The organism is Pirellulales bacterium, assembly GCA_033762255.1.
In the GTDB taxonomy this organism is placed as follows: domain Bacteria; phylum Planctomycetota; class Planctomycetia; order Pirellulales; family JALHPA01; genus JANRLT01.
Window position 1 is genome coordinate 27,362 of record JANRLT010000042.1, and the last position, 22,928, is coordinate 50,289.

The 22,928-nt window shown below is 57.5% G+C and carries 12 protein-coding genes; 8 read left to right on the plus strand and 4 right to left on the minus strand.

Annotation, left to right across the window (positions count from 1 at the left end; translation table 11 throughout):
- The first annotated feature begins 1,131 nt into the window (after positions 1-1,131).
- From SFX18_12060 to SFX18_12070, 3 genes are all read left to right on the plus strand, one after another.
- A complete protein-coding gene (locus SFX18_12060; GenBank protein MDX1963882.1) occupies positions 1,132-6,195 on the plus strand; it encodes a GDSL-type esterase/lipase family protein in 5,064 nt (1,687 codons plus the stop codon).
- 998 nt (positions 6,196-7,193) lie between these two features.
- A complete protein-coding gene (locus SFX18_12065) occupies positions 7,194-7,961 on the plus strand; it encodes an AAA family ATPase (GenBank protein MDX1963883.1) in 768 nt (255 codons plus the stop codon).
- A gap of 310 nt (positions 7,962-8,271) precedes the next feature.
- Positions 8,272-10,974 carry a DUF6288 domain-containing protein gene (locus SFX18_12070; GenBank protein ID MDX1963884.1) on the plus strand — a complete coding sequence of 901 codons (2,703 nt, stop codon included), beginning with the start codon at positions 8,272-8,274 and terminating at the stop codon, positions 10,972-10,974.
- Between the two features lie 356 nt (positions 10,975-11,330).
- Here the strand turns inward: SFX18_12070 and SFX18_12075 are convergent, their stop codons facing one another.
- From SFX18_12075 to SFX18_12085, 3 genes are all read right to left on the minus strand, one after another.
- Positions 11,331-13,697: a serine/threonine protein kinase gene (locus SFX18_12075; GenBank protein MDX1963885.1), complete on the minus strand. Its 2,367-nt coding sequence runs from the start codon at positions 13,695-13,697 to the stop codon at positions 11,331-11,333.
- A gap of 182 nt (positions 13,698-13,879) precedes the next feature.
- Positions 13,880-14,125, minus strand: a complete 246-nt coding sequence (locus SFX18_12080) for a MoaD/ThiS family protein (protein MDX1963886.1) — start codon at positions 14,123-14,125, stop codon at positions 13,880-13,882.
- Between the two features lie 86 nt (positions 14,126-14,211).
- Entirely contained in the window at positions 14,212-15,396 is a 1,185-nt protein-coding gene (locus tag SFX18_12085; protein ID MDX1963887.1) for an LptF/LptG family permease, read from the minus strand.
- 397 nt (positions 15,397-15,793) lie between these two features.
- On the opposite strand from SFX18_12085, the gene SFX18_12090 reads away from it, so the two are divergent.
- Complete coding sequence (locus tag SFX18_12090) at positions 15,794-16,447, plus strand: glycosyltransferase family 2 protein (GenBank protein ID MDX1963888.1); 654 nt, start codon at positions 15,794-15,796, stop codon at positions 16,445-16,447.
- Positions 16,448-16,503: 56 nt separating this feature from the next.
- Here the strand turns inward: SFX18_12090 and SFX18_12095 are convergent, their stop codons facing one another.
- Positions 16,504-18,162 carry a trypsin-like peptidase domain-containing protein gene (locus SFX18_12095; protein MDX1963889.1) on the minus strand — a complete coding sequence of 553 codons (1,659 nt, stop codon included), beginning with the start codon at positions 18,160-18,162 and terminating at the stop codon, positions 16,504-16,506.
- 540 nt (positions 18,163-18,702) lie between these two features.
- On the opposite strand from SFX18_12095, the gene SFX18_12100 reads away from it, so the two are divergent.
- The 4 genes from SFX18_12100 to SFX18_12115 all read left to right on the plus strand — a co-directional run bounded on the left by SFX18_12100 (position 18,703) and on the right by SFX18_12115 (position 22,859).
- A complete protein-coding gene (locus SFX18_12100) occupies positions 18,703-19,965 on the plus strand; it encodes a hypothetical protein (GenBank protein MDX1963890.1) in 1,263 nt (420 codons plus the stop codon).
- 162 nt (positions 19,966-20,127) lie between these two features.
- Positions 20,128-20,970: a DUF1080 domain-containing protein gene (locus SFX18_12105; protein MDX1963891.1), complete on the plus strand. Its 843-nt coding sequence runs from the start codon at positions 20,128-20,130 to the stop codon at positions 20,968-20,970.
- A gap of 78 nt (positions 20,971-21,048) precedes the next feature.
- Positions 21,049-21,411 (plus strand): hypothetical protein, encoded by a 363-nt coding sequence (locus SFX18_12110; protein ID MDX1963892.1) that lies wholly within the window; start codon positions 21,049-21,051, stop codon positions 21,409-21,411.
- A 110-nt stretch (positions 21,412-21,521) separates the two neighbouring features.
- Positions 21,522-22,859 (plus strand): PQQ-binding-like beta-propeller repeat protein, encoded by a 1,338-nt coding sequence (locus tag SFX18_12115; protein ID MDX1963893.1) that lies wholly within the window; start codon positions 21,522-21,524, stop codon positions 22,857-22,859.
- Positions 22,860-22,928: the final 69 nt, after the last annotated feature.

The window sequence follows — 22,928 nt, forward strand, 5'->3', positions numbered from 1 at the left end:
CAGGACTTGTGAAATGTGGGCTGGATTTGAGGAGACGCGCGGCGGAGCGCGATAGGTGGAGAACTAGAGCATAGATTTATCACGGAGCCACGGAGGAGACACCGCGGTGTACGGAGAATGCAATTGTAGGAGGCAACTCTGTTGCCGAAATTTATGCCGGAACAGCGCTTAGCGGTAGAGTGTGTTAACCGCGCAGTAACGATCAGCTGCGCATCGACGGAATGTATTTGCCGCGCAGCGGCGACGGACCGTAGCCGTGGGTGCAAGCCCACGGAAGGAAGTACGCCAAAAGGAACTAGCCGCACAGCGGCGACGTAACCTGAAAATCCCGCATGGCCGGCACTAATTCCAATCTGCTCTATCACCTGGTCTTTGCACCAAGCTGCGATTACCAATCATAAATTCCACTTTGCTAGACAAGTTGCATTGTTACCCGGACGGGATTGTCAAAGTGGAAGGGGGCTGCATTCCAAATTGGTGGAATCGCCGACCACGTCCATCTGTTATTGAAACTGTAGCCCACCATCGCAATTTCCGATTTCCTACGACAACTTAAGACAAACTTCTCTTAGTGGATTATTGAGACGCGTGAGGCTGCTTGTGAAGTAGGAGGTGGCATTTAAAAGCGTTACGTGTGGGATTGACGTCGCCGCTGCGCGGCTGGGATTCGGTCCCTTGCTGACGCTGCGGGCTTAATCATTAGGAAATTACACATACCGTGGGCTTGCGCCGCACGGCTACAATACTTTACCGCTTGGCGGTACGAATCAATTACGAATGACAATTGTTAAATGGGGTTTTTTGTGGGTCGTTTCTGGCTATAAAGATTTCGCTGCTCTGGAGCGGCTCGCTGGACACCCCCAGGAAATACATAGCGCCCCCGGGTTCTGGCATCTGCCGCGAATTTGCACTACCGCTAAAAGCGATTTCGCCGGGGTTAGCCACCAACCGCAGGAATTTTTACTGCTTTTTAACGAAAATTACTTTCAAAATGCGAATTGGCCTCAATTTCTAGACGCGGGCCATTGCTTATATTAAATTAAAGGCTCCGAAGCTTGAAAGTTTGGCCTGCTTTAGGCAAGCTGAGCTTTCTTTGATTCTCCCCACCTCACCACGCAAGGCCCCCTCCTTATGCCGCGTTCCGCCCCACCTGTCCTCCGCGCTTCCGCCTTATTTGCGCTCAGCCTGGGCGTGTTAGCTTTTCTCCCCCTGCCCGCCGCGGCGCTCGACCTGCAACCCGGCGACCATATCTGCATCATTGGCAACACCACGGCCGAACGGATGCAGCACCACGGCTGGTTAGAAACGCTCATCCATGACCGCTTTCCCACCCATCAACTGGTTTTTCGCAACCTGGGCTACAGCGCCGACGAGATCGGCGGCTACACGGCCAATCCCAACTTTAACCAGCGGCTCCGGTCGATGGACTTTGGCACGGCGGATCAATGGCTCTTTGGACAGGCCCCCATCCCCCAACCCAAAAAGCTCAACGCCAACGCCCCCGTGCGGGAAAATCGGTTCGAGTTGGTCAACACCCGCCCGGACGTGATCTTTGCCTTTTTCGGCTATAACGAATCCTTCGCGGGGGAAGCGGGCTTGCCGAATTTTAAGCAAACCCTGGCCGAGATGATCAAGCACCTCACCTCGCAAAAGTATAATGGAAAAGCGCCGCCGCGGTTGGTCATCTTTTCACCCATCGCCCATGAAAACCTGAATGATCCCAACCTGCCCGACGGTAACGAAAACAACGTTCGCCTGAAAATGTACACTCAGGCGATGGGCGAGGTCTGCCGCGAGCACCGGATCGAGTTTGTCGATCTGTTTGGCCCGACGCTCGAGGCGTTTAATCGCTTGGACGCGCCCCAGACAATCAACGGTATTCACCTGAACGAAACCGGCGATAAGCTGGTCGCCGAAATTTGCGACCGGGTTCTCTTTGGCCAGGCTCCCGCGCGGGACGCCGGAAAGCTGGGTTCGTTGCGGCTGGCCGTCAATGACAAAAACGCGATCTTTCATGAACATTACCGCGCGACGGACGGCTACAGCACGTTTGGCGATCGGGCGTTCTTGCGCTTTACCGATGGCCAGACCAACTATGAAGTCCTGCAGCGCGAGTTGGAAATCATCGACATCATGACCAGCAACCGGGATGCCGCCGTGTGGGCGGTCGCGCAGGGCAAACCGGTTAAAATTGACGACAGCAACGTTCCGCCATTTATTCCGGTAATTACCAATAAACCAGGGCCAAACCCCGATAAATCGCATGTGTTTCTCGGCGGAGAAGAAGCAATTGGCAAAATGACCATCGGCCAAGGGCTAAAGGTCGAACTGTTTGCCAGCGAGGAACAGTTCAAAAACCTGATCAACCCCGTGCAGATGGCGTTTGACACCCGTGGGCGGCTGTGGGTGGCCACCTGGCCCATGTATCCCCACTGGAAGCCGGGCGAGCCGATGCATGACGCGTTGTTGATTTTGGAAGATACCAACAAAGATGGCAGGGCGGACAAATGCACGCCGTTTGCCGAGGATCTGCATAATCCGACCGGTTTTGAATTTTGGGGGGGCGGCGTGTTTGTGGCTTGCGGCCCCAGCGTTTATTTCCTCAAGGATACCAACGGCGACGACCGCTATGACATTAAGGAACGCGTGCTGCATGGCCTGGATACGGCGGACACGCACCACACGGCGAATAGCTTTACCTTTGATCCGGGGGGGGCTTTATACTTTCAAGAAGGGACGTTCCACCACACCCAGATCGAGTCTCCCTGGGGTCCGCCGCGGCGCGTGGCCAATGGGGCGGTTTTTCGGTATGAGCCGCGCACCCAAAAGATCGACGTGCATGTGTCGTATGGGTTTGCCAATCCCCACGGCAACGCCTGGGACCGCTGGGGGCAAAATATCGTGGTTGATGGGACCGGGGCGGTCCCCTATCACGGGACGCTCTTTTCCGGCCATGTGAATTTCCCGAATAAGCACGGCGGCACGCCCAGCGTGTATCAACAACGCACGCGTCCCTGTCCGGCGATAGAGTTTCTCTCTAGCAGCCATTTTACCGAGGATTTTCGCGATAATTTGCTGGTGCAAAACGTGATCGGTTTTCAGGGAATTTTGCGTTACAAGTCGCAGGAAAACCAATCCACCATCGGTGCCAGCGAGCTGGAACCGATGTTGTCCTCCAGCGATCCCAACTTTCGCCCCGCCGATTTAGAGACCGCGCCCGACGGCGCGCTGTATTTCATTGATTGGCAAAATCCAATCATCGGCCACATGCAGCATAATCTGCGCGATCCCAGTCGCGATAAGCTGCATGGCCGTGTCTATCGCGTGACGCAGGTTGATCGTCCGTTGATGGAGCCGGTCCCCGTGGCCGGTCGATCGGCCCGCGAATTGGTCAACTTGCTCACCCATTCCGATGACCGCGTTCGGTACCGCGCGCGGATTGAGCTTTCCGACCGGCCCACGCCCGAGGTCATCGCCGCCCTAGAAGACTGGTTCCCCACGCTAAACAAATCCGCTGCCAACTATGAACGGCATCGGATGGAGGCACTCTGGGCGTATCAGCAACACAATGTGGTTAACGCCGCGCTGTTGGAACAGGTGCTGGCCTCTCCAGAATCGCACGCCCGCGCAGCGGCGGTCAAGGTGCTGTGCGCCTGGCGGGACCGCGTGACCAATCTGCTGCCGCTATTACACCGGGCGGCGGCCGATCCTGAGGGACGCGTTCGGCTGGAGGCGATCCGCGCGGCCAGCTTTATCCCTTTGCCAGAGGCGGTCGAAGTGGTCCTGATCGCCGGTGAACTTCCCAGCGATCCCTACCTCGAACATATCACGCGGGAAACGATGCGCACGCTGCAGCCGCTGGTGGAACTGGCCAACAAATCCGGCAAGCGGATCCCCTTTACCACCGAAGTCGGCGCGCGGTACTACCTAAAAAACATGTCCAATGAGCAACTGCTGGCCGAGGATCGCGACCGGTTGGTGCTGCTGGAATTGCTCAACCGGCCGGGAATTCAAGACCCGGACCGGGCCGCCGCGATTCGCGACCTGGCTCAACTGACCAAACAACCGGCATGGCGGGTCGTCATGCAGACCATTCAGTCCCTCGATGCCAAGGCGGCCAATGCCGACCCCACGGTGATCTTTGACCTGGTGCGTCAATTGTCCGGCCTGGCCCCCGCGGAACTAGCCGCCGCTCGCGGCGAGCTAGAGGCCCTGGCCGCCGACGCCAAGCAACCCATCTTTCGCCAAATGGCCTATGTCTCGTTGATGAATATCGACGGCAACGAGGAACGCGCTTGGCGGGCCGCCAACCAATCCCCCGCCAGCCTGATCGACTTTGTCAACGCGCTGCCGCTTATTTCCGACCTGGGCCTGCGGGCCAAAGTTTACGAAAAAGTCCTGCCGCTTCTGACCGAACTTCCCGCGCACTTGGGTGTGTCCAATAAACCCGGCACCGAGGGGCGTTATGTGCGAATATCCTTGCCGGGACGGGGAACACTGACCCTGGCCGAGGTCGAGGTTTACGCCAATGGCCAAAATGTGGCCCGCCAGGGACGCGCCAGCCAAAAGAACACCTCCCACGGTGGCGAGGCGGCCCGCGGAATCGACGGGAATAAAGCCGAAAATTACGGCGCGGGGGGGCAAACCCATAGCGAGGAAAACACCAATCAACCCTATTGGGAAGTTGACCTGGGCCAGGACTATCCGCTGGAAAAAATCGTCATTTATAACCGCAAGGATGGCGATTTGGGGGATCGGCTAAATAACCACACGCTGGAAGTGTTAAATAGCGCGCGCGAGGTCATCTTTAAGCTGGAAAACCAGCCCGCGCCGCAAAGCCAGGCACAAGTGGACCTCCCCGCGGGAGGGCTGGCGTCGCGGATTCGCCGGGCGGCCATGCTGGCGATTACCGCGGTGCGCGGCAAGGAAGAAGCCGCCGCGCAGGCCCTGACGAAATTTGTGCTGGACGATGTGGACCGCCCCGCCGCGATCCAGGCGCTGCAGCGCCTGCCGCGCGACGCTTGGCCAAAGGCCGCGGCGCCCGACCTAATCGCGCGGTTGCTTCCCGCGATCAAAAATATTCCCGCGGCGGAGCGGACTTCTCCCGCCGCACTCGACCTGCTGGAATACGTGGACGCACTGGCCACGCTTTTGCCAGCGGACGCCGCCAAGGGAGTCCGCAACCAACTGGAAGAGTTGGGCGTGCGGGTGATCAAGCTCAACACCGTGTTCGAGAAAATGGCCTATGACAAAGAAGTGCTGGTGGTCAAGGCGGGCAAACCGGTGGAGTTTGTCCTGGAAAACACCGACCTAATGCCGCATAACTTTGTCATTGTGCGGCCGGGCTCGCTGGAAGAGATTGGCATGCTGTCGGAGGAAAACGCCCAAAAGCCGGGCTTTGCCGAAAAACAGTTTGTCCCCGACAGCGACAAGGTCCTGGCGAAAAGCGCGCTGTTGCAACCGCGCAGCGTGACCCGCGTGAGCTTTAACGCACCGGACCAGCCGGGCGTATACCCGTATGTCTGTACGTATCCCGGGCACTGGCGGCGGATGTACGGCGCGCTGTATGTCGTGCCGGATCTCAACGACTATCAGACCGATCCCGAAGGATACCTGGCCGCGAACAAGATTGAGCCGGTCGATCCCCTGCTCAAGGACCGCCGCCCCCGCACCGAATGGAAACTGGCGGAACTAGCCGAAGAGGTTAACGCCCTGGCCAAGACCGGCGGCCGCAACCTCTCGGCGGGACGGGAATTGTTTAAGGTCGCCAACTGCGCGTCCTGCCATAAATTCGCCGGTCAAGGGGCCGAATTTGGCCCAGACCTGACCAAACTCGATCCCAAATGGAAACCCGCCGACATCCTCGACCATCTGCTGGAACCGTCCAAGAAAATCGACGACAAGTACGTCACCTGGGCGATGGAACTAAAGTCCGGCCAAACGCTCACCGGCATGATCCTGGACGAAACGATCGACCGCGTGCGGGTCATCGAAAATCCCCTGGCCAAGGCGGACACGCGGGATATTCGCCCGCGCGAGATCGCAGAACGCCAAAAGCTGCCGACTTCGATGATGCCCAAGGGTCTGTTGGATAAACTTTCCCGGGACGAGATTTTGGACCTGATGGCGTACATTCTGTCCCAGGGAGACGCCAAGCACCCCGTCTACCATGGCGAAGGACACCACCATCACTAGGGGGCAGGGGATAGGGGGCAGGTGAAAGCTATATAGCAATGGAGGGCGGAACGTGTTCCGCCGCTGCATTTCTAAGATTTGTTTAGCCGCGACACGCAGTGGAGCGCGTGCCTGCTGGTTTCTGGTCGCTGGCATTTGGTATTTGACTGAATCCCTTCCTACCGCGCAGCGGTTACAGCACTTAGCCCCGGGGTTGGAGCGCAGCGGCCGCTCAGGGAACATAAGCCTGTAGCGGCGAGTTGTACTCGCCGTACTGGTTTTTGGTTGCTAGTATTTGGTGTTGGGTTTTTGGTTTATTGCCGTTCTACTGCGCAGAATGCATCAAAACGCCCCTCGGGGTCGAGAATCGTTGGCGCGGGTGGGCCTGTCAATTGCACAGGTTCGCCACCACGGATTCCCGTCCCCTCCGGCCTGACAACCATGAAGGGGACGGGAATCCTGGGGGAATCAGGTTGTCTTGCCAAACGCGCGGTCCCCCCCACGACTCCCGACCCCGCGGGATCAGGTCAAGACCCGCTCACCATTCCCGCTGGTCAATGTGACATGGAAATCCACATCAGACAGGCGATGCCGGGATTTAACAGAAAACTCTTGACTGCGAAAATGGTTTAGGCAGAATATGGTTAACTTGGTAATAGACAGATATCTGGGTACTAATACACCTTCTAGTTAAAGTTAGCGCGGCTAGCAATTTCTGAAGGTACCCTGCATTCATGAGTTATTGCCGGCTGACGCAACCGCTTTGCGGTAGATTCCCTCACCCCGACCCTCTCCCAGAGGGAGAGGGAGTACCGCAACGCGACCTGTTCAATGGTAATACTGGGGAACAAAGCCCACGGGTTGGAGCGCAGCGAACAACCCTGGAAAAATGGGCAAAACCAATGAACTCCTACTTTAACGGAGTTGCGGAATCCCTTGGTAAATTGGGGAAAAATCGCGCTATGATTACTTGCGATTAGTGTAATTGTTCGCCACCCGTAAGTCCGTTTACATATTTCATGAATGCTCCCTACATCGCGTCCGCCAGACTTAAGGACGAGCATCCGCTGGACCCGACTTCGTTTCCGGGCAATCTCCCATTTCTCCATGGCTTGAATCTTACTATTGATGCTCCCGTGACATTCTTTGTGGGTGAAAATGGGTCTGGAAAATCAACATTACTCGAAGCGCTAGCAGTCGTTGCAAATCTTCCCATCGCGGGAGGTGGAACGAATGAATTGGGTGCGAATCATGCGTTTCACGAAGAGAGCTTGCTCGCTAGTTCCATCCGTGTCGCATTTGCCCGTCAACCCAAGGAACGCTATTTTTTCAGGGCAGAAACCCAGGGCCACCTGGCTTCGCTGCTGGAACATCGCAAAGATGATCCCCACTTTTTATCGTACGGCGGTGGACGAGCCAATCCGTACACCCGCTATGGCGGACGATCCCTGCACAAGATGTCCCACGGAGAAGCATTTTTGTCGATCATGGATAATCGCTTCGACAGCGGTCTGTTCTTAATGGACGAACCTGAATCTGCGCTGTCTCCCCAACGCCAGTTGACTCTACTCGCTTTAATGCATCGACTTGTATCGACTGGGAACTCGCAGTTCATCGCTGCGACACATTCCCCAATCTTGCTCACGTACCCAGGAGCTGCGATAATCTCCTTTGATGGTGGGACATTAAGTCGAATCAATCTGGAAGAGACATCACATTTTCAGATTACCAAAAACGTGTTGAATAACCCCGGAATGTATTGGCGACACTTGGCAACGCCTGAATAGTAGGCGAACAAAAAGACGCAGCATGTAGCCCAGCTCATTCACCGGATACCCAAGGAACTTGTTCCTTGGCCGCGGAGCGGCAAGAAGCAAGCTTTAATTGATTTCCGCCCCAAGCAGCTACCATATCGCCGCGCGGCAACCCAGGACTGTATTCCGTAATCGCGTTGCGGTAAAATACCTTTACCCCAGCCCTGTGCCCCAGGGAGAGGAGTGCCGCGAACACCCCTGTGAATTAGCAACACGGTGAATCTTCGCCCAGGATGGAACCCGTGTTCGGCGACCAACGACAACCCTTGATGAGGATCAAACGATGACCGCGCGAATTCGTCTGCTGCAGCTGTTTAGCCTGTTGGTTGTTTGCCTGCCGTCCACGTTGCCGGCGCAAGTTGACTACGGCCAGGACAGCCCCTGGAACCAGCGGGCGGAATCGGGACCGGACGCGAAAGTGCCCGGCTGGTTCTATAATCTTGGCATCACCGGGCTGCGGGCTCAATTGGTGGCCGCTGAACCAAAAGCCCTACTGATCAAGTACGTCTTTCCCCGGTCCCCGGCGGACGGCCACGTCCAGGTGGGCGACCTTGTCATCGGCGCGGGGGGTAAAATGTTTCAGGAGCAGCACCGTAACGGGTACGGCGAGGAAGTGTTCGGGGCCCATGGGCCGATCTCGGAACTCGCCCAGGTTCTTGAAGAGTGCCAGAGCGCGGATCACGAGGGGAAGCTCCCGCTCACACTTAGGCGTGGCATGGACGTCGTCGAAGTCGAACTCGAGGTCGGGCGCAAGTACGGAACCTACGCTCCGACCTTTCCCGACAAGTGTAAAAAATCGGACCTGCTTCTCGCCGAGTTGCTCCAATACCTCGCGGATCATCAGCGCAAGAACGGTTCTTTCGGCGACCCCGTGAACGACACGTTCGCGCCGCTGGCCTTGCTGGCCAGTGGTGAAGCAAAGTACCTGCCCGCCGTCCAGCGAAATGTAAAGTACCACTGCGGCGTGACCCGGGCGGAAGACCTATCGCTGATCAATTGGAGCTACATGAGCGCGGCGATCGTGCTCAGCGAATACTACCTGGCGACGGGCGAAAAATGGGTCCTGCCGGAGTTGCAAAAAGTCCACGATCTCATGGCAAAGAGCCAATACCTTCGCATGTCCCAGATCAATCCCAAGGCGAAGCAATCCCATCCCGATGATTATCCCAAGGGGCCAAAAGACGCACACGGCGGCTGGGGGCATAATCCCGGCTTTGAGGGATACGGCCCTATCGCCATGCTGACCGGACAGGGGGCGATGGCGTACTCTTTGATGCACCGCTGCGGGATCACGATCGATCGCCAGAATCACGACGCCGCTTACGATTTCCTCCAAAGGGGAACCGGAAAAAACGGCTACGTCTGGTACGGCGATAAGCAAGGGGGCGGCCCGAACAACTGGGCCGACATGGGTCGAACCGGCGCTGCCGGCATCGCCAACTTCCTCAGCCCGTACGAGGACGGCGCCTATCAGGAACGAGCGTTGTCACACGCCAAAGTGATCGGCGCGCACCCGCAAAGCTTTCCCGACACCCACGGCTCGCCCATGATGGGCATGGCCTACGCGGCGCTCGCCGCGAGCGTCGATGCCGACAGCTTTCGCAAGCTCATGGACGCAAACCGCTGGTGGTTCACCATGGCCCAGTGCGCCGACGGCACGTTCCACTATCAGCCGAACCGTGACAACTCTTACTACGGCTCCGACTCCCGCATGATCGCCTCGTCCGTGACGGCGTTCATCTTCACGATTCCCAAACGTAGTCTGGTGATGACCGGCAAGGAAACCGCGGCAACGCCTCCACGGGGCGAAAAGCCCGCTGCCCGTAAACCGCTCAAGGTGTTCATCCTGGCCGGGCAATCGAATATGCAGGGACATGCCAGCGTTTCGACGTTCGATTCAATGGCCGACGACCCGCGGACCGCCCCCCTGCTTATGGAGATGCGCGACAAGGAGGGTAAGCCAAAGGTGTGCGAGAAAGTGTGGATTTCGTCGGTCGGCTGCCAGGGGGACGCCTACACCGACTTGACGGAAAGAATGGGAAAGCTGACAGCCGGGTATGGCGCGCCGGAGGACAAGATCGGACCGGAGTTCACGTTCGGCATTACCATGGAGAAGTTGCTGGATGAGCCGATCTTGATCATCAAGACCTCCTGGGGAGGGCGAAGTTTGCATACCGACTTCCGCCCGCCCAGCGGGGGACCTTTTGTCCTGGCAAAGGAAACTCAGGAACTTTGGGACATGAATCCCATGGGTGCCCACGGCATTCCGAAAGCCGAGGAGCGGCCCAAGTTTTGGGCTGAAAAAGCCGCCGCCACCGGCGTATACTACCGCGAGATGATCGCCCACGTGCGGAAGGTGCTCCAGGACATCAAACGCGTCGTGCCCGACTATGACGAGACGCAGGGGTACGAGTTGGCCGGATTCATTTGGTTCCAAGGGTTCAACGACCTCGTTGACGGCGGGGTTTACCCCAATCAAAACAAGGCGGGCGGGTACGACTTGTATGCCGACCTGCTCGGCCACTTCATCCGCGATGTGCGAAAAGACCTGTCGGCCCCAAAGTTGCCGTTCGTGATCGGCGTGATGGGGATCGACGGTCTGAAGGGCGATAAGAAGGAGGGGGAGATGAAGCAATTCCGCGACGCCCAGCGGAAGGTGGCCGCGATCGAGGAGTTCCAGGGGAATGTCGTGGCGGTCGAGACAGCTCCGTTTTGGGACGACGAGTTGGAAGCACTGCAGGTGCGGATGGAGCAATCCTGGCCGAAAGTTGACGCAAAGGTCGCCGAGCAGATAAAGCAGGATCCGAATGCGGAATCGTGGGAGAACAAGATGAAGCTCATGGCTGAGAATTTCTCGCCGGAAGAGTGGCAACGTCTAAAAGGCGTCTCCAACGGTGGCTACCACTACCTGGGAGCCGCCAAGATCCTGGCCCCCATCGGCAAGGCGTTCGCCGAAGCTCTTCTCGAAATCAAAGCGGTCAAATAGCGTCCAACCCGGGCGACAAATGGCGGAGAGGCCGTAGCGGGTAGCCCAACTGTTTCACCGGATACCCAAGGAACTAGTTCCTTGGTCACGTGGTGGCAAGAAGCAACCTATCATTGATTTCCGCCCCAATCCGCAATCATATTACCGCGCGGCAAACCAGGGCTGTATTCCGTAATCGCGTTGCGGTAGAATTCCACCTGACACCGTTCGTCTCCCTTAGGAAGAAACAATACCGGCACATCCCCTATTAGTTGGCCACACGTTGGATCATGACCCACGGGCGGGACCACAGCGAATTATCCTGGGTACACTTTTGTGATAGGTGGAGCGGCGGGGATTCATCCAGCCTCGGGAAACTATTTTTCTTCATTCGCATTTTCGCCGGCCGCTTGTTCCTGGACAATCACAATCCACCCGGTGTCGAGCGCCCCTTTATTTTGCTCTTCGGCGTCTTGCCCCCTGCCGCTAATGAGCACCTCGCTAAAGGCCGCCAAGCGCTGGCCGGCCCGCGTGTCAAAAATCGGATCGCGATAATTCTCAAAAAGCTGGTTGACGGTTTGCGGACCTTTGCCTGGGCTAGTGGTCGCTGATCCCCCGGTGTCGTTGGGTATCTCCGCGCCGCGGGCTTTTTGCTGTTCTTGCCATACCTTGGCCGAACCCGCCCGCAGCAATTGCCCAATCATATCCGCCGCCAAACGGGGCAAATCCCCCGGTTGACGGTCGGGCTTGTCCCCCGCGGAATGATCCAGCACCAGCCCCCGCCGTGGTGCGCCGTCCAAATAATCGTACCGCATATCGGCCAGCACCACGGATTGCCCGGGTAATTTGCTGGCCAACAATCCTCCAAATTCGTTTAGCTCAAGTGACACGCCCAGCACGGCCAGGACCTGGCGATCGGGCGTGCCGGGGTTATCGCTCCAAACGGGGACGGAGAGGGCGATTTTCAGCTTGCCATCGCTTCCCAGGTAGGCCGCGCTATGATGGGGAGTCTCAATAGGGCGAAGCGCCGCCGTCGAGGCGCGCATTTCGGCAAAGTCGCGCCCCTTGCCATGAAAATAATCCCGATGCTCAAAGTTTTTGCCGATGGTTTTGCCATTACCCAGGGGCTGCCGGGCGAGTTGCGTGCCCGTGGCGCTGACCAGGAACAGGGTTTCAAATTTGAGTTGCTTGTCGGTAAATTCACTGGCTAATGATCTTAGCCACCCTTGCAGTTCGGCCACGGTTTCCTTATCGGCGGGTTGGTTGGGATTTGGCTTTTTGCGCAGCAGTTCGATAATCTTGGGCTTGCTGGCTTCCCGTTCCAGCAGTTCCCAGCGGCGGTCAATTTCGCGTCCGACGGTTTCCGCCGCCAGCAGGGCGGACGTCTTTAACCCCGCCCGCCGCGCGGTATCGGCCTTGGCGCGTAGCTCACTTTCAGACTGGGCCAGCGTCCCCAGGCTGATCGCCGACACCGAGGCTAATATCGCCAAACCGGCGAGCGCCGCCCCCAGTGTAATCGCGGCAAATCGGTGCTTGCGCAGCCAGCGCATGACCCGCACGGACCAGGCCTCGCGGTAGACGCTGACCGGCTCATCCGCCAGCCAATGTTCCAGATCCTCGGCCATTTGCAGCGCGGTTTCGTACCGGGCGGCCGGGTCAAATGACATCGCTTTATGGCAAATCGCCTCTAACCCCGGCGGCACATCCGCCGCCACCGAGCGGGCCGGGGGATAATCTCCCCGTTGCACTTTTTCTAAAACGGCAATGGCGTTGGCCCCGGTAAAGGGAACTTTGCCGCACAGCATTTTGTAAAGTAGCACGCCCAGGCTGTAAATATCGGCCCGGCGGTCGACATGGTCGCAGTCGCGGGCTTGTTCGGGGGCCATGTAGGCCGGAGTCCCCGCCGGCCCCCCCGAACTGGCCCCCAGTTGGCTGCCCGAGCTAGGAAGCAAGGTTTGTTCGCCGCTTTGGCGGGCGGTCTCGTCCCGGTCCACGGACATCGCCAATCCCCAGTCCACCACCAGGGTCTCGGCGTATTTGCCCAGCAAGATATTCTCGGGCTTGATATCGCGGTGGACGATGCCGCAGTTATGCGCGTAGGCTAGGGTGTTGCAGATGGAAATAAATCTGCCAAGGAGCGAGCGAAACTCTAGCCCGGTGTGGCGGGACTTTTCCCCCGGCCGCTGCAGGTTATGAAAGCGCAAAATGGCGGCGTCCAGGGTCTCGCCCCGAATAAACCGCATTGCATAAAACGGACGTCCCCCTTCGGACAGGCCCACGCCATGTACCGGCACGATCCCCGGATGGTCCAGCCGGCCGGTGATCTCGGCCTCCAGTAAAAATCGCTCGCGGGCGTAGCTGTTTTGCGCCAAATGCTGATGCATAAACTTAAGCGCCACCTGCCGGTGCAGCCGCAAATCCGTCCCCGAAAAAACCAGGCCCAAGCCCCCTTGCGCGTGAAATTTTAGTCCGCCAAAATCGGTCTGGACGGAGGCCCGCTCGTTGGGGATATGTTCGCGATCCTGGAGGGGTTTGATCGTTTTTTGCGACGAGGGGTGGAGTTCGGTGGAATGATGGTCGCGCAGGCGGCGGTCCATTTTGACCAGAACGGCGATCCGCTCGCGAAGCTGCGGCAGCAATTCCGGCGTGCCAGCGCACAATTCCTCGGCCGAAAGGGTATCGCCGCTTTCGCGGGCAGATTCCCAGCGGTCGAGCAGATCGTCAAGTTGCGATTCCAAATTCATGCCAGCAACAGGGATTGTGCCAAGGCGGGAGGATGTCCCGCAAAAGAAATTCTCTTTGTGAATATAACCAGAAATGACAGATAAATCCCAGGGGATGCGTGCACGAGCAAACCAAGGTTGACCTGCTGGCCCAAGGGTGAGCAGGAAAACTCCGAATATTTTTTCTTAACAAAATAGATAAACTACCCCCCGCTGACCGGCGGGATCAGGGCGACTTCGGCCCGTGGGGGGATGATCTGATCCGGCAAGGCATAGGCCTGATTGACGCTCCAGCGACAATGGGGCAAAGGCTTGGCCAGTTGCGGCATTTGATGGGACAGCCAAACAGCAAAGTCCGCCACCGTGCTCTCCGCTGGTATCTCCAACTGGAACGTGTCATTCCCAGCTAATTCCCGCGCCGCAGCAAATAATTTAAGTGTGATGGTCATGGCTGGCGGCGGAACGCGGAATGCAGGGGGCGGGACGTGGGTCGCGAGTGGCGGGAGACTCTAAATTCCACTTCTCCAAACTCCCCTCAGTATCGCCGTACTCGTTTATACAGCCACCAACCGATGGCTAGCAAGATGCCGTTTCCCAGCCAGACCGCGACACTGGGGATGCTGCCCGATTTGGCCGAATCCACCGCCACGATCAGCAGGGGATAATAGACCACGATCACAGGCAGAAAGCAGATAAAAAAATTAGTGATAAAATCCGCCCGGCGAAACATGACCGACAGCGGCGCTCCCACCGCGACAAAGCAGAGGCAGCTAAAACCATTGGCCCAGCGGCGTTGCGATTCCATTTGCAGGCGGGCGATCTTGCCGCGGGCCTCGGCCAGTTGCTGGCGTTTGGGTTGCCAGGCGGATTCGGCCAAACTGCCAAAATCACCCGTGACCAGGGCCAGGCTGGCGACGGCGGCCAGTTGTGATTCGGTCTCGGCGACCTTTGTCTGTTGTAATTCGATTTCGGCGGGAATTTTGGACATTGGCAGATCGCTGGGGCTGCCTCCCCCGCCCCCCTTGCGGGTCGATTCGTCCAAGGGGACCACCCGTTCAATCAGGCCGGGGATTCGCCCTTTGGTCGAGCCAAATTCATAATCCGAATCCCGGCAAATCAGTGTCAGCGTGTTTTCCGCCGGATTGGCGCGGATCTCCGCTTCGGTGGCGTTCAGCGTGTAGGCCGGGCTATCCAAATTGGCCTGGAATGTCAGCGTGGGGTTGATCAGGCGTTTTCCCTCCACCCGTTGCACATTGATCGAAAAGCCTTTGGTGGTGAACGAGCGCTGTTGGGTGAGTTTGGCATAGGCGATTTCCTCAACCGATTCCATGACCACCCGCCGAATTCCTTCCCGTCCCCAGGATACCGCCAGATCATTCAGCCAGACCGTCCAAAAGCTCAACAGCACCGCGCACATGAGCGCCGGGGCAAAGAACACCCAGGGCGTGATACCCGCGGCCTTGACGGCGATAACCTCGTTACTGGCCGCCAGACGACCATACACCACGCACGCGGCAAAGAGGACCGTTGCCGGGACGGCAAAGCGCAGCGCCTCGGGCAGGATGTACGGCACCAAGAGCAAGATTTGTTTCAAACCCAGTCCCTGCAATTGGGCCTCGCGTAGCAGACCCACCACGATCATAAAGAGGGTCATCGCCAGCAGACTAACCGCTAGCGTTTGCAAGAACTCGCTCAGGATATAGCGGGTGAGGATTTTCATCGCGGCGGCAGTGTAACGTATTCCGCCGGACGGGAAAAGCGCGCTTCGGTGGTGACGCCGGGAGGCGGCGCCCTATCCACAGGGGAAAGGAACGCCATATGGCCAAAAAAGTCCTGGCTTAGGAGATTCGGGCCGTCTGGAGGTCTCTTTTTAACGTGAAAACACCAGAATTCCGTGGATGTGCCGTGTTTTTCATGCTTTTGGCATATTTCGCCATGCGACGCCTATTGGGCCGAATCCCTTCAGATAGCGCCATGGGATCAATTGCCATAACCGCTAGAGTCGCTGCCTGTGGTAATCTTTTTTGCGCAGTGTATTCATTTGCTAGCAATTGCCGATGGATTAGGCGAATCGCCGAATCGCGCCTCCTCCCCGTTTATTTGCCAGCAGGTGTTCTGTGTCGCGTTCCCTGAGTCTGATTTTGCCGGTTCACAATGCCCAAGCCACCCTGGCCCGCGATTTAGAGCAAATTTTGGAATTTTTGCCCGATGTCCTGCGGGACTTTGAGATTTTGGTGATTGACGAAGGTTCCCGGGATCAAACACGGGAAATAGCAGCGGACTTTGCCGCGGTTTATCCGCAAATTCGCGTGGCCACGGCGGGAAGTTCCGCCAGCGCCCTGCACCACGGCATTCAACTAGCCCGGGGAGAAATGGTCATGGCTCATGACGGACACAGCCCGATGCGCGCCGACCAGATTGTACGCCTCTGGCAGGCGGAGCAGGATCGCCCCGGGCAAATGGGAGGGATATCCCCCTCGGCCGAGGTCTACACCCGGACCACGCCCACGGCCACGATCAGTCTACCCGCGCAAAGCGCGTTGCGGGGGGGCTTTCAGATTTTAGATCCCCGCTTTACAAATCGGTTGCGTGAATCCGTCGCGCGGGTGAGTTCGCTCAAGTGGCTGGATGCGCCAGCCCGCATCACCCGGCAAGATAGCGTCGCCGAAGAAAAAGGTCCGGCCGGGCAGTCTTCCCCGGCTCCGGCCAAGAAACCCAATTATCTGACGATGCTGCGGGAACGGCTGGAGCAACTGAGCTGGAGTGAATAGCCCAGCACCCTGGCGAGGATGGGGGCTATTGGATTAGCCGCTTGACACACATCGATTCAACGTTGTTGCGGCCAACTCATGCTGGCCGGAGGGGAAGCCTGGCGGTTAATCCCACCAGCGGAAGGAAGCATGTTCCGCCCCGCGCTGTTTGCCGCAAAGCCTCCGGCGTTTGCCAAATTTTGCGGCGGGGTTGAGAGTCCGCCGGGGGACTGTTTTTCCGCCGCCAAGCGAGCCAGAAATTCGCGCGAAGCGTGCGGCAGCACGATCACCTGGCCCTGTGCCTCTAGCGAATCATGGGGGCGCACGATCACAATCACCTCCGCCGCGCCGGGTGCCTCAGAGCCCGTTGGAAGCTGATTTTCAGCCAGGGGGACACTCCGCACTGTCGCGGGATCAAGGGGGCGCGCGGGGAAATCAGCAGGAAATAGGGGATTTTGCGCAATCGCGGCGCTATTTGGCAACTCGTCGTCGGTTGGCTGCCAATTGGTGGGGATCGCGGCATTACTAGCAAAGCGGGCTTCCCGATCCGCCAGCGGCATCGCCGCCGGCATGGCGGGGGGCGTTTGCAAAGCCAGACGGTCCAATTGCTGGTGCGGGGCCGGGGCCGGAACATCCGGACGATAAACAAAGCCCAATCTGGCACGATCCAGCAATTGATGCACGGCCGCCACGCCCGCGTACAGGCCTTCATTGTCTTCCTTGTCGGCGGCATTGCAGACGCCAATAAGTTCTCCCCGCAGATTAAACAGTCCCCCGCCGCTGCGCCCTTGCGCCGGTTGTCCCGCCACTTGTAAATTGTGCGGACCCAGGTATTTATCGATCGAGCGCAATTCCGTGGGAAATGCGGCGACATCCTCGCCATGTTCGCAGCCGGTGGCCAAGACAGCGTCCCCCGCGCGAATCGCATCCTTGCTGGCGGCGACTTTGGCCACGGTCACCGACTGCGCCACCGGGACTGTTAATATCCCCACATCGCTTTTCAAGTTATACAGCAGCAACTTGGCGGGGACTTGTTGTTCGGCGCCGGGACCGAAAAAGTCAACTAACACACGGGATTCAGGGGTCCATTCTCGAAAGACATGCCCACAGGTCAGAACCAGGGCTTCTCCTTCGCGACAGTCGACCACGGTGCCGGACCCGTACGCGCGTCCTTTGGCATCATGCAGGGTCAGGCGAACGCTGGCCGACATCAGTCGTGGCCGCCATTCTTGCCAGGGATCGCCCTGTGGCCCCCCGGAAAGTGACGTCAGCACGGTCAGCCGCGGCGCGATGTTTTCACTCCCTAAGGCGGGTTGGGTGAATTGTAATTGCACATCGGCGGAGGACTGGACTGGTGGGGGAGATGCGGCTGGTGGGTGCTCTTGTTGAACTAAAAGCCGTCGGGCCTGTTGTTGACGTGTTTGCAGCGCTACCCCTTGTTGATACAACGCGGTTAATTCCGCGGTTGTCGCGCGACCAACTTGGCGGGCAACCTCTTGCCCGTTGACGGTCATAATAAAACAGGGGATTGGACCAACCCGCCGTCCCCGCGCCAAGTCGGGCTGCTGGTCCACATTAATCACTTGGATAGGATAGCCCTGCGACTGAAGATCCCGCACGATGGGGTCCATTTCGCGGCAAGGGCGGCAGCGGTCCGACCGAAAATCGTACAGCACCAGTTCTTCACCCGCGGCGGCAACCGTGGCAAATAATAGCAGCAACGGCCAAAATCTCATGGTCCCTCCCTGGACGCGAAAACCCGCGCTAAGTCACGTCTCCGCTTGTACCCCGACATCCCGGCGGGGCCTCTGATTTTTAATTTGGAAAAGTTGCGCAAGATTTGCAGTTTGCGGTAACTTTGGCGGCAAATTGTGTCGTGAAAAGCGTCTCCCCGCAAGATCAATCCCGCGCTTGTGGCTGCGTTGTCGCAACGAGGACTCGGATGCTAGCAAATAAAACGCGCACCCGTAAAAAGTCGGGTTTTACAGCGTTTTTCAGGCACTTTGGGACCAGTTATCCAAGTTTTTACTAATTATTACGTATAGGTAATTCTGAAAAAACTTGCCGATTGCGCCGGTAGTAGCGGATTTTTGGATTTTTCCTTCCGATGAATGAAATAGCGGTCCATACCTTAGCCGCCCGTCTACGACTAGGGAAATGACTGCAAAGACACCGCTCTGGTGCTTGCCGAGGACTATTGCTTGTAGGATAGGAAAGGCCCAGCTATGCCCGTGATTTTTCCCGGATGTGTCATCAATTGTTCACTGTGGCGCCGCATGGCCCTCTGTGTGGGTTTAGCGGTTGTGCTGTGCCATTCTCCCCCGCCAGGAGGGGCCGGCGAAGTGCTCGGCCCCGGGCATGCGGGACCGGTCAGTTATCCTGTGCATTTGGTGCAACCATCTATTAATCCCAATCAACTAACGCCGCCGGGGCTGCGGCCCGTACCGGATACCAAATTTCCAGAAATCACCAGTGGTCCCGCGGGATCCGCCAATTCCTCTTCCTCCGCCACGAACGGGAATTTGTCAACGACGGAAGGGCAGACCCCTCCGCTTCCTGGAACATCGGTGCTAAGTGGCACTAGTTTAGAAAATCAACAGCAGGCCTTTGCCCTAAATACGGCCGCTAATAGCGCGCGGGCGACAAACTGGCTTAATGAAGCGGAGGCAGCGCACCAATTGGCCCCCCCCCGGGTCGATACGGTGTGGATGCCCGCCAACTGCCAATGCGCCGACCCGGATTTTTGTCCCAAGCCGCCACCCCATTGCCTGCCATTTAGCGTAGAGGCAGGGGGCATCGTGCTAGAGCGTAACCGCACAACCATCCCCGAGAATTTTCCCACAATCTTTGGAGCGACGCTGGCCAGCGTGGATCGCCTGGACGAGGAATTGGTGCCGCGCTTTCGCCTGGTGACCTATGGTCCTAACGGTTACGATGTCGAAGGGATTTACTTTGGCACGCGGGCCTGGCACGAGCAAGCCCTGGTGACCTGGAATGGCGTGACCGCGCCCCTTCTCTTTGACGCACAATTTCACAATGGAGAACTAAATCTTTTGCGCCACGCCAATGACTGGCTAACATGGTTGGTGGGAGCGCGATACATGGAATTTGGCGAAGAATTGGGCTTTCGCACCGCGGTCGCGGGCGCGCCCATCGTGTTTCAGTGGGAATCTTATAATTACCTTATCGGTGCCCAGGTTGGGGCCAAAGCTCTTTTGTTCAATTGGCAAGATCGATTGGAATTAGAGGCAATGGGAAAAATCGGGCTGTTTCACAATGACTCGCATACCGAACAGGTTGTGGTCACGACAGGCACCATCACCAGCCGCTTTCGCAATGAACTACAACAAGAAGTCGGCATGGGGGAGGTCAGCCTGATTGGTACCTGGCGGATTTATCCGCAATTCGCTATTCGCGGCGGGTATCAGTACATTTGGATTGATGATATCTCCCAGGCGTTCGAAGGGGGCCTGGATGGCCAGGGCCTGACCAATATGCGCATCTTTGGCGGCATGCTGGGGGCCGAGGTCCGCTGGTAACTCCTGCTCCCCGAGTTTTTCACCGCCGGGGGTCTATCCCCATCCCTTCTCAAAAATTCCCCCTGATTTTTCGGCGGGGAATTTCCGTTTTCCTGCTTTAGGCGTTAAAATGGGCCAGCGTCCAGGTTGGCCCAATATTATTGCCTTTCAGGAATCTTGTTTATGCCCATGCGTTTGATGCTTCCCCTGCTGGTGCGGTTGGGCCGTCTGTTTTTTTGTGGCGCGCTGCTCGGTCAGGCGCTTGGTTTGATTGCCGCGGAACCACAGGCCACCTCTCCCTCCGCCGAACTTAAAAAAGGGGAATGGCATTCGCTGTTTAACGGCCAGGACCTGACCGGCTGGACCCCCAAGATCCGGGGGGAAAAGCTGGGCGAGAACTGGGGAGACACCTTTCGCGTGGCGGATGGCCTGTTGCAGGTGCGGTACGACAAGTACGACCAGTACAATGAAAAATTTGGCCATCTGTTTTACAAGGACAAATTTTCCCACTATCGCTTTCGGGTGGAGTACCGCTTTGTGGGGGATCAATGCCCCGGCGGTCCCGGCTGGGCGATTCGCAACAGCGGCATCATGCTGCATGGGCAGGACCCCGCCACGATGACGCTCGATCAGGATTTTCCCGCTTCATTAGAGGCCCAACTGCTGGGGGGAGACGGCAAAAACGACCGCACCACGGGAAACCTGTGTACGCCGGGAACAAATGTGGTTTTAAACGGCAAGCTCTTTTTGCCGCACTGTGTCAACGCCAAGTCCAAAACTTATCATGGGGACCAATGGGTCACCGCCGAAGTCGAAGTCCACGGCAATAAGCTGATCAAGCATCTTATCAACGGTGAAACCGTGATCGAGTACACCGAGCCGCAGTTGGATGATCGAGATGGATCGGCGCAAGCCTTGCTCAAGGCCGGTCAGCCAAAAATGCTCAGCGAGGGGACGATCAGCCTGCAATCGGAAAGCCACCCGATCGACTTTCGCAAGATTGAAATCATGATTCTCGACGAGTAACTAGGTCGGGATTTGAGGAGGGATAATCCTTGCGGGCCGAGTCTTGAGTTTTCCAATTTCTTCCAGTTAACATCCGCCATGTCCTACGAATTTCACGAATTTGAACGGCTAAAATGCGATTTTGAAGTGCTGCGCGACAGCCTGAGCAGTTCTCCCGCCAGCGATGAAATAAAAGTCTTGCAGCATGAAGTCGCCGAATTGCGTTTATATCTGGCGGGACTGATCAAGGTCTTGCAGCAAAAAAATACGGTTACCCTACCGGAACTGCAAGAATGGCTGGGCTTTTTGGACCAATCCGACGGCGCAAAGGATCACGAGTTTCGCGGTAATCCCCTGACAGGCCAACCGGCGAAACCCGCCCAAGAGCAAAAAACGCCGGAAGCGTTTTTGAATTGGCTTTCCACGGTGGACCTGCCCAAGCCAAAATCAGAAACACCGTGACAGGCAATCACGGCCTGAGATCTTGATTCCGGCTCGTTGAAATTTGAAATGTCAGCATTGCGCTACGTACCCTTTGTAAATATCTAGCCTCACTAAATTTCCATACTCCCATGCCACGCGCTCTCCTCGGCGGACTGGTTTTATTGCTGTTTTTACCTGAGTTGATACAGGCCGATAACTGGCCCACGTGGCGCGGCCCGCGGGGCAATAGCGTCAGCACCGAACAAAATCTGCCGCTGGTGTGGAACTCCGCCCGGGGCGTGGCCTGGAAAACCGAAATTCCCGGCTGGGGGACCAGCACTCCCGCCATCTGGGATAAATGGTTGTTTGTCACTTCCCAGCATGAGCGGGATTTATTGCTGCACAAACTGGACAAAGTGACGGGGCAAATCGTCTGGTCAAAAACCGTCGGTCAGGGAGATGTGGCCCGCGCTCCCCTGCAAAAAAAATCCGACACGGAACGCCAATCCCAAAAATTCCATGAATTGCACAATCTGGCTAGCCCTTCTCCCGTAACGAACGGCCAGGTGGTGGTCACGCACTTTGGCAATGGCGACCTGGCGGCGTATGACTTTGACGGCAATCAATTGTGGCATCGCAACCTGCAGGCCGATCACGGACCTTATACCATCTGGTGGGGCCACGCCAACAGTCCGGTGATTTTTGAAGACATGGTCATTAGTGTCTGCATGCAGGACAACCTGGTCGGAACGGGCGCTCCCCCGGCCGCCAGTTATCTCGTCGCGCATGATGTGCGCACGGGGGATGTTCGCTGGCACACGCCCCGCGCCACCCAGGCCACCGCCGAAGAATGCGACTCCTACACCACGCCGTTGTTACGCCAGATAGGCGACCGCGTGGAATTACTCCTTATGGGAGGAAACCAGCTCGACGCCTACGATCCCCGCACCGGGAGGCAGCTTTGGGCCATTCCCGGATTGACCGGCGGACGGACCGTGACTGGGCCGACCTTGCATGGCGATGCCTTTGGACAATATGTGACGACCACTATCGGGATGAAAGGCCCCATGTTGACGTTTAAACTGCCAGCCGCCGATAAGCCCCTTGCCGGTGAACAAAACAAAGGCAAAATGACCGCCTGGCGCCACGACAAGGGGACCCCCGATAGCGCTTCTCCCGTGGTGTGGGAAAACCTGCTGTTTTATGTGACGGACGATGGCATTGTGCGGGCTTTTGATAGTCAAACCGGCCAGCCCAAATGGCAGGAACGCCTACCCGGCCAGTATAAGGCCAGTCCGCTTGCGGCCGATGGGCGAGTTTACTTTGTCAATCAATCCGGTTTGACCACGGTTCTGGCGGCGGGAACGCGCTATGAAAAACTGGTGGAAAACCAGCTTGACGACCAGTTTATTGCCTCGCCAGCGGTCAGTGAGGGGCGGATCTATCTGCGGGGCAAGCAAGCTCTGTGGTGCGTGGGCAAAGAATAAGCCGCGCGCCGTTGTGGCGGCAATCTTATCTTTTAATGAAGACATACCGGGCCTTGCCATCCTTACAAC

What these genes read in the sequence shown, in the direction of transcription:
- SFX18_12105 (MDX1963891.1), top strand. Translation starts at nt 20,128, where the DNA reads ATGCCCATGCGTTTGATGCTTCCCCTGCTGGTGCGGTTGGGCCGTCTG.
- SFX18_12065 (MDX1963883.1), top strand. Translation starts at nt 7,194, where the DNA reads ATGAATGCTCCCTACATCGCGTCCGCCAGACTTAAGGACGAGCATCCG.
- SFX18_12085 (MDX1963887.1), bottom strand. Translation starts at nt 15,396, where the DNA reads ATGAAAATCCTCACCCGCTATATCCTGAGCGAGTTCTTGCAAACGCTA.
- SFX18_12060 (MDX1963882.1), top strand. Translation starts at nt 1,132, where the DNA reads ATGCCGCGTTCCGCCCCACCTGTCCTCCGCGCTTCCGCCTTATTTGCG.
- SFX18_12075 (MDX1963885.1), bottom strand. Translation starts at nt 13,697, where the DNA reads ATGAATTTGGAATCGCAACTTGACGATCTGCTCGACCGCTGGGAATCT.
- SFX18_12070 (MDX1963884.1), top strand. Translation starts at nt 8,272, where the DNA reads ATGACCGCGCGAATTCGTCTGCTGCAGCTGTTTAGCCTGTTGGTTGTT.
- SFX18_12115 (MDX1963893.1), top strand. Translation starts at nt 21,522, where the DNA reads ATGCCACGCGCTCTCCTCGGCGGACTGGTTTTATTGCTGTTTTTACCT.
- SFX18_12080 (MDX1963886.1), bottom strand. Translation starts at nt 14,125, where the DNA reads ATGACCATCACACTTAAATTATTTGCTGCGGCGCGGGAATTAGCTGGG.
- SFX18_12100 (MDX1963890.1), top strand. Translation starts at nt 18,703, where the DNA reads ATGGCCCTCTGTGTGGGTTTAGCGGTTGTGCTGTGCCATTCTCCCCCG.
- SFX18_12110 (MDX1963892.1), top strand. Translation starts at nt 21,049, where the DNA reads ATGTCCTACGAATTTCACGAATTTGAACGGCTAAAATGCGATTTTGAA.
- SFX18_12095 (MDX1963889.1), bottom strand. Translation starts at nt 18,162, where the DNA reads ATGAGATTTTGGCCGTTGCTGCTATTATTTGCCACGGTTGCCGCCGCG.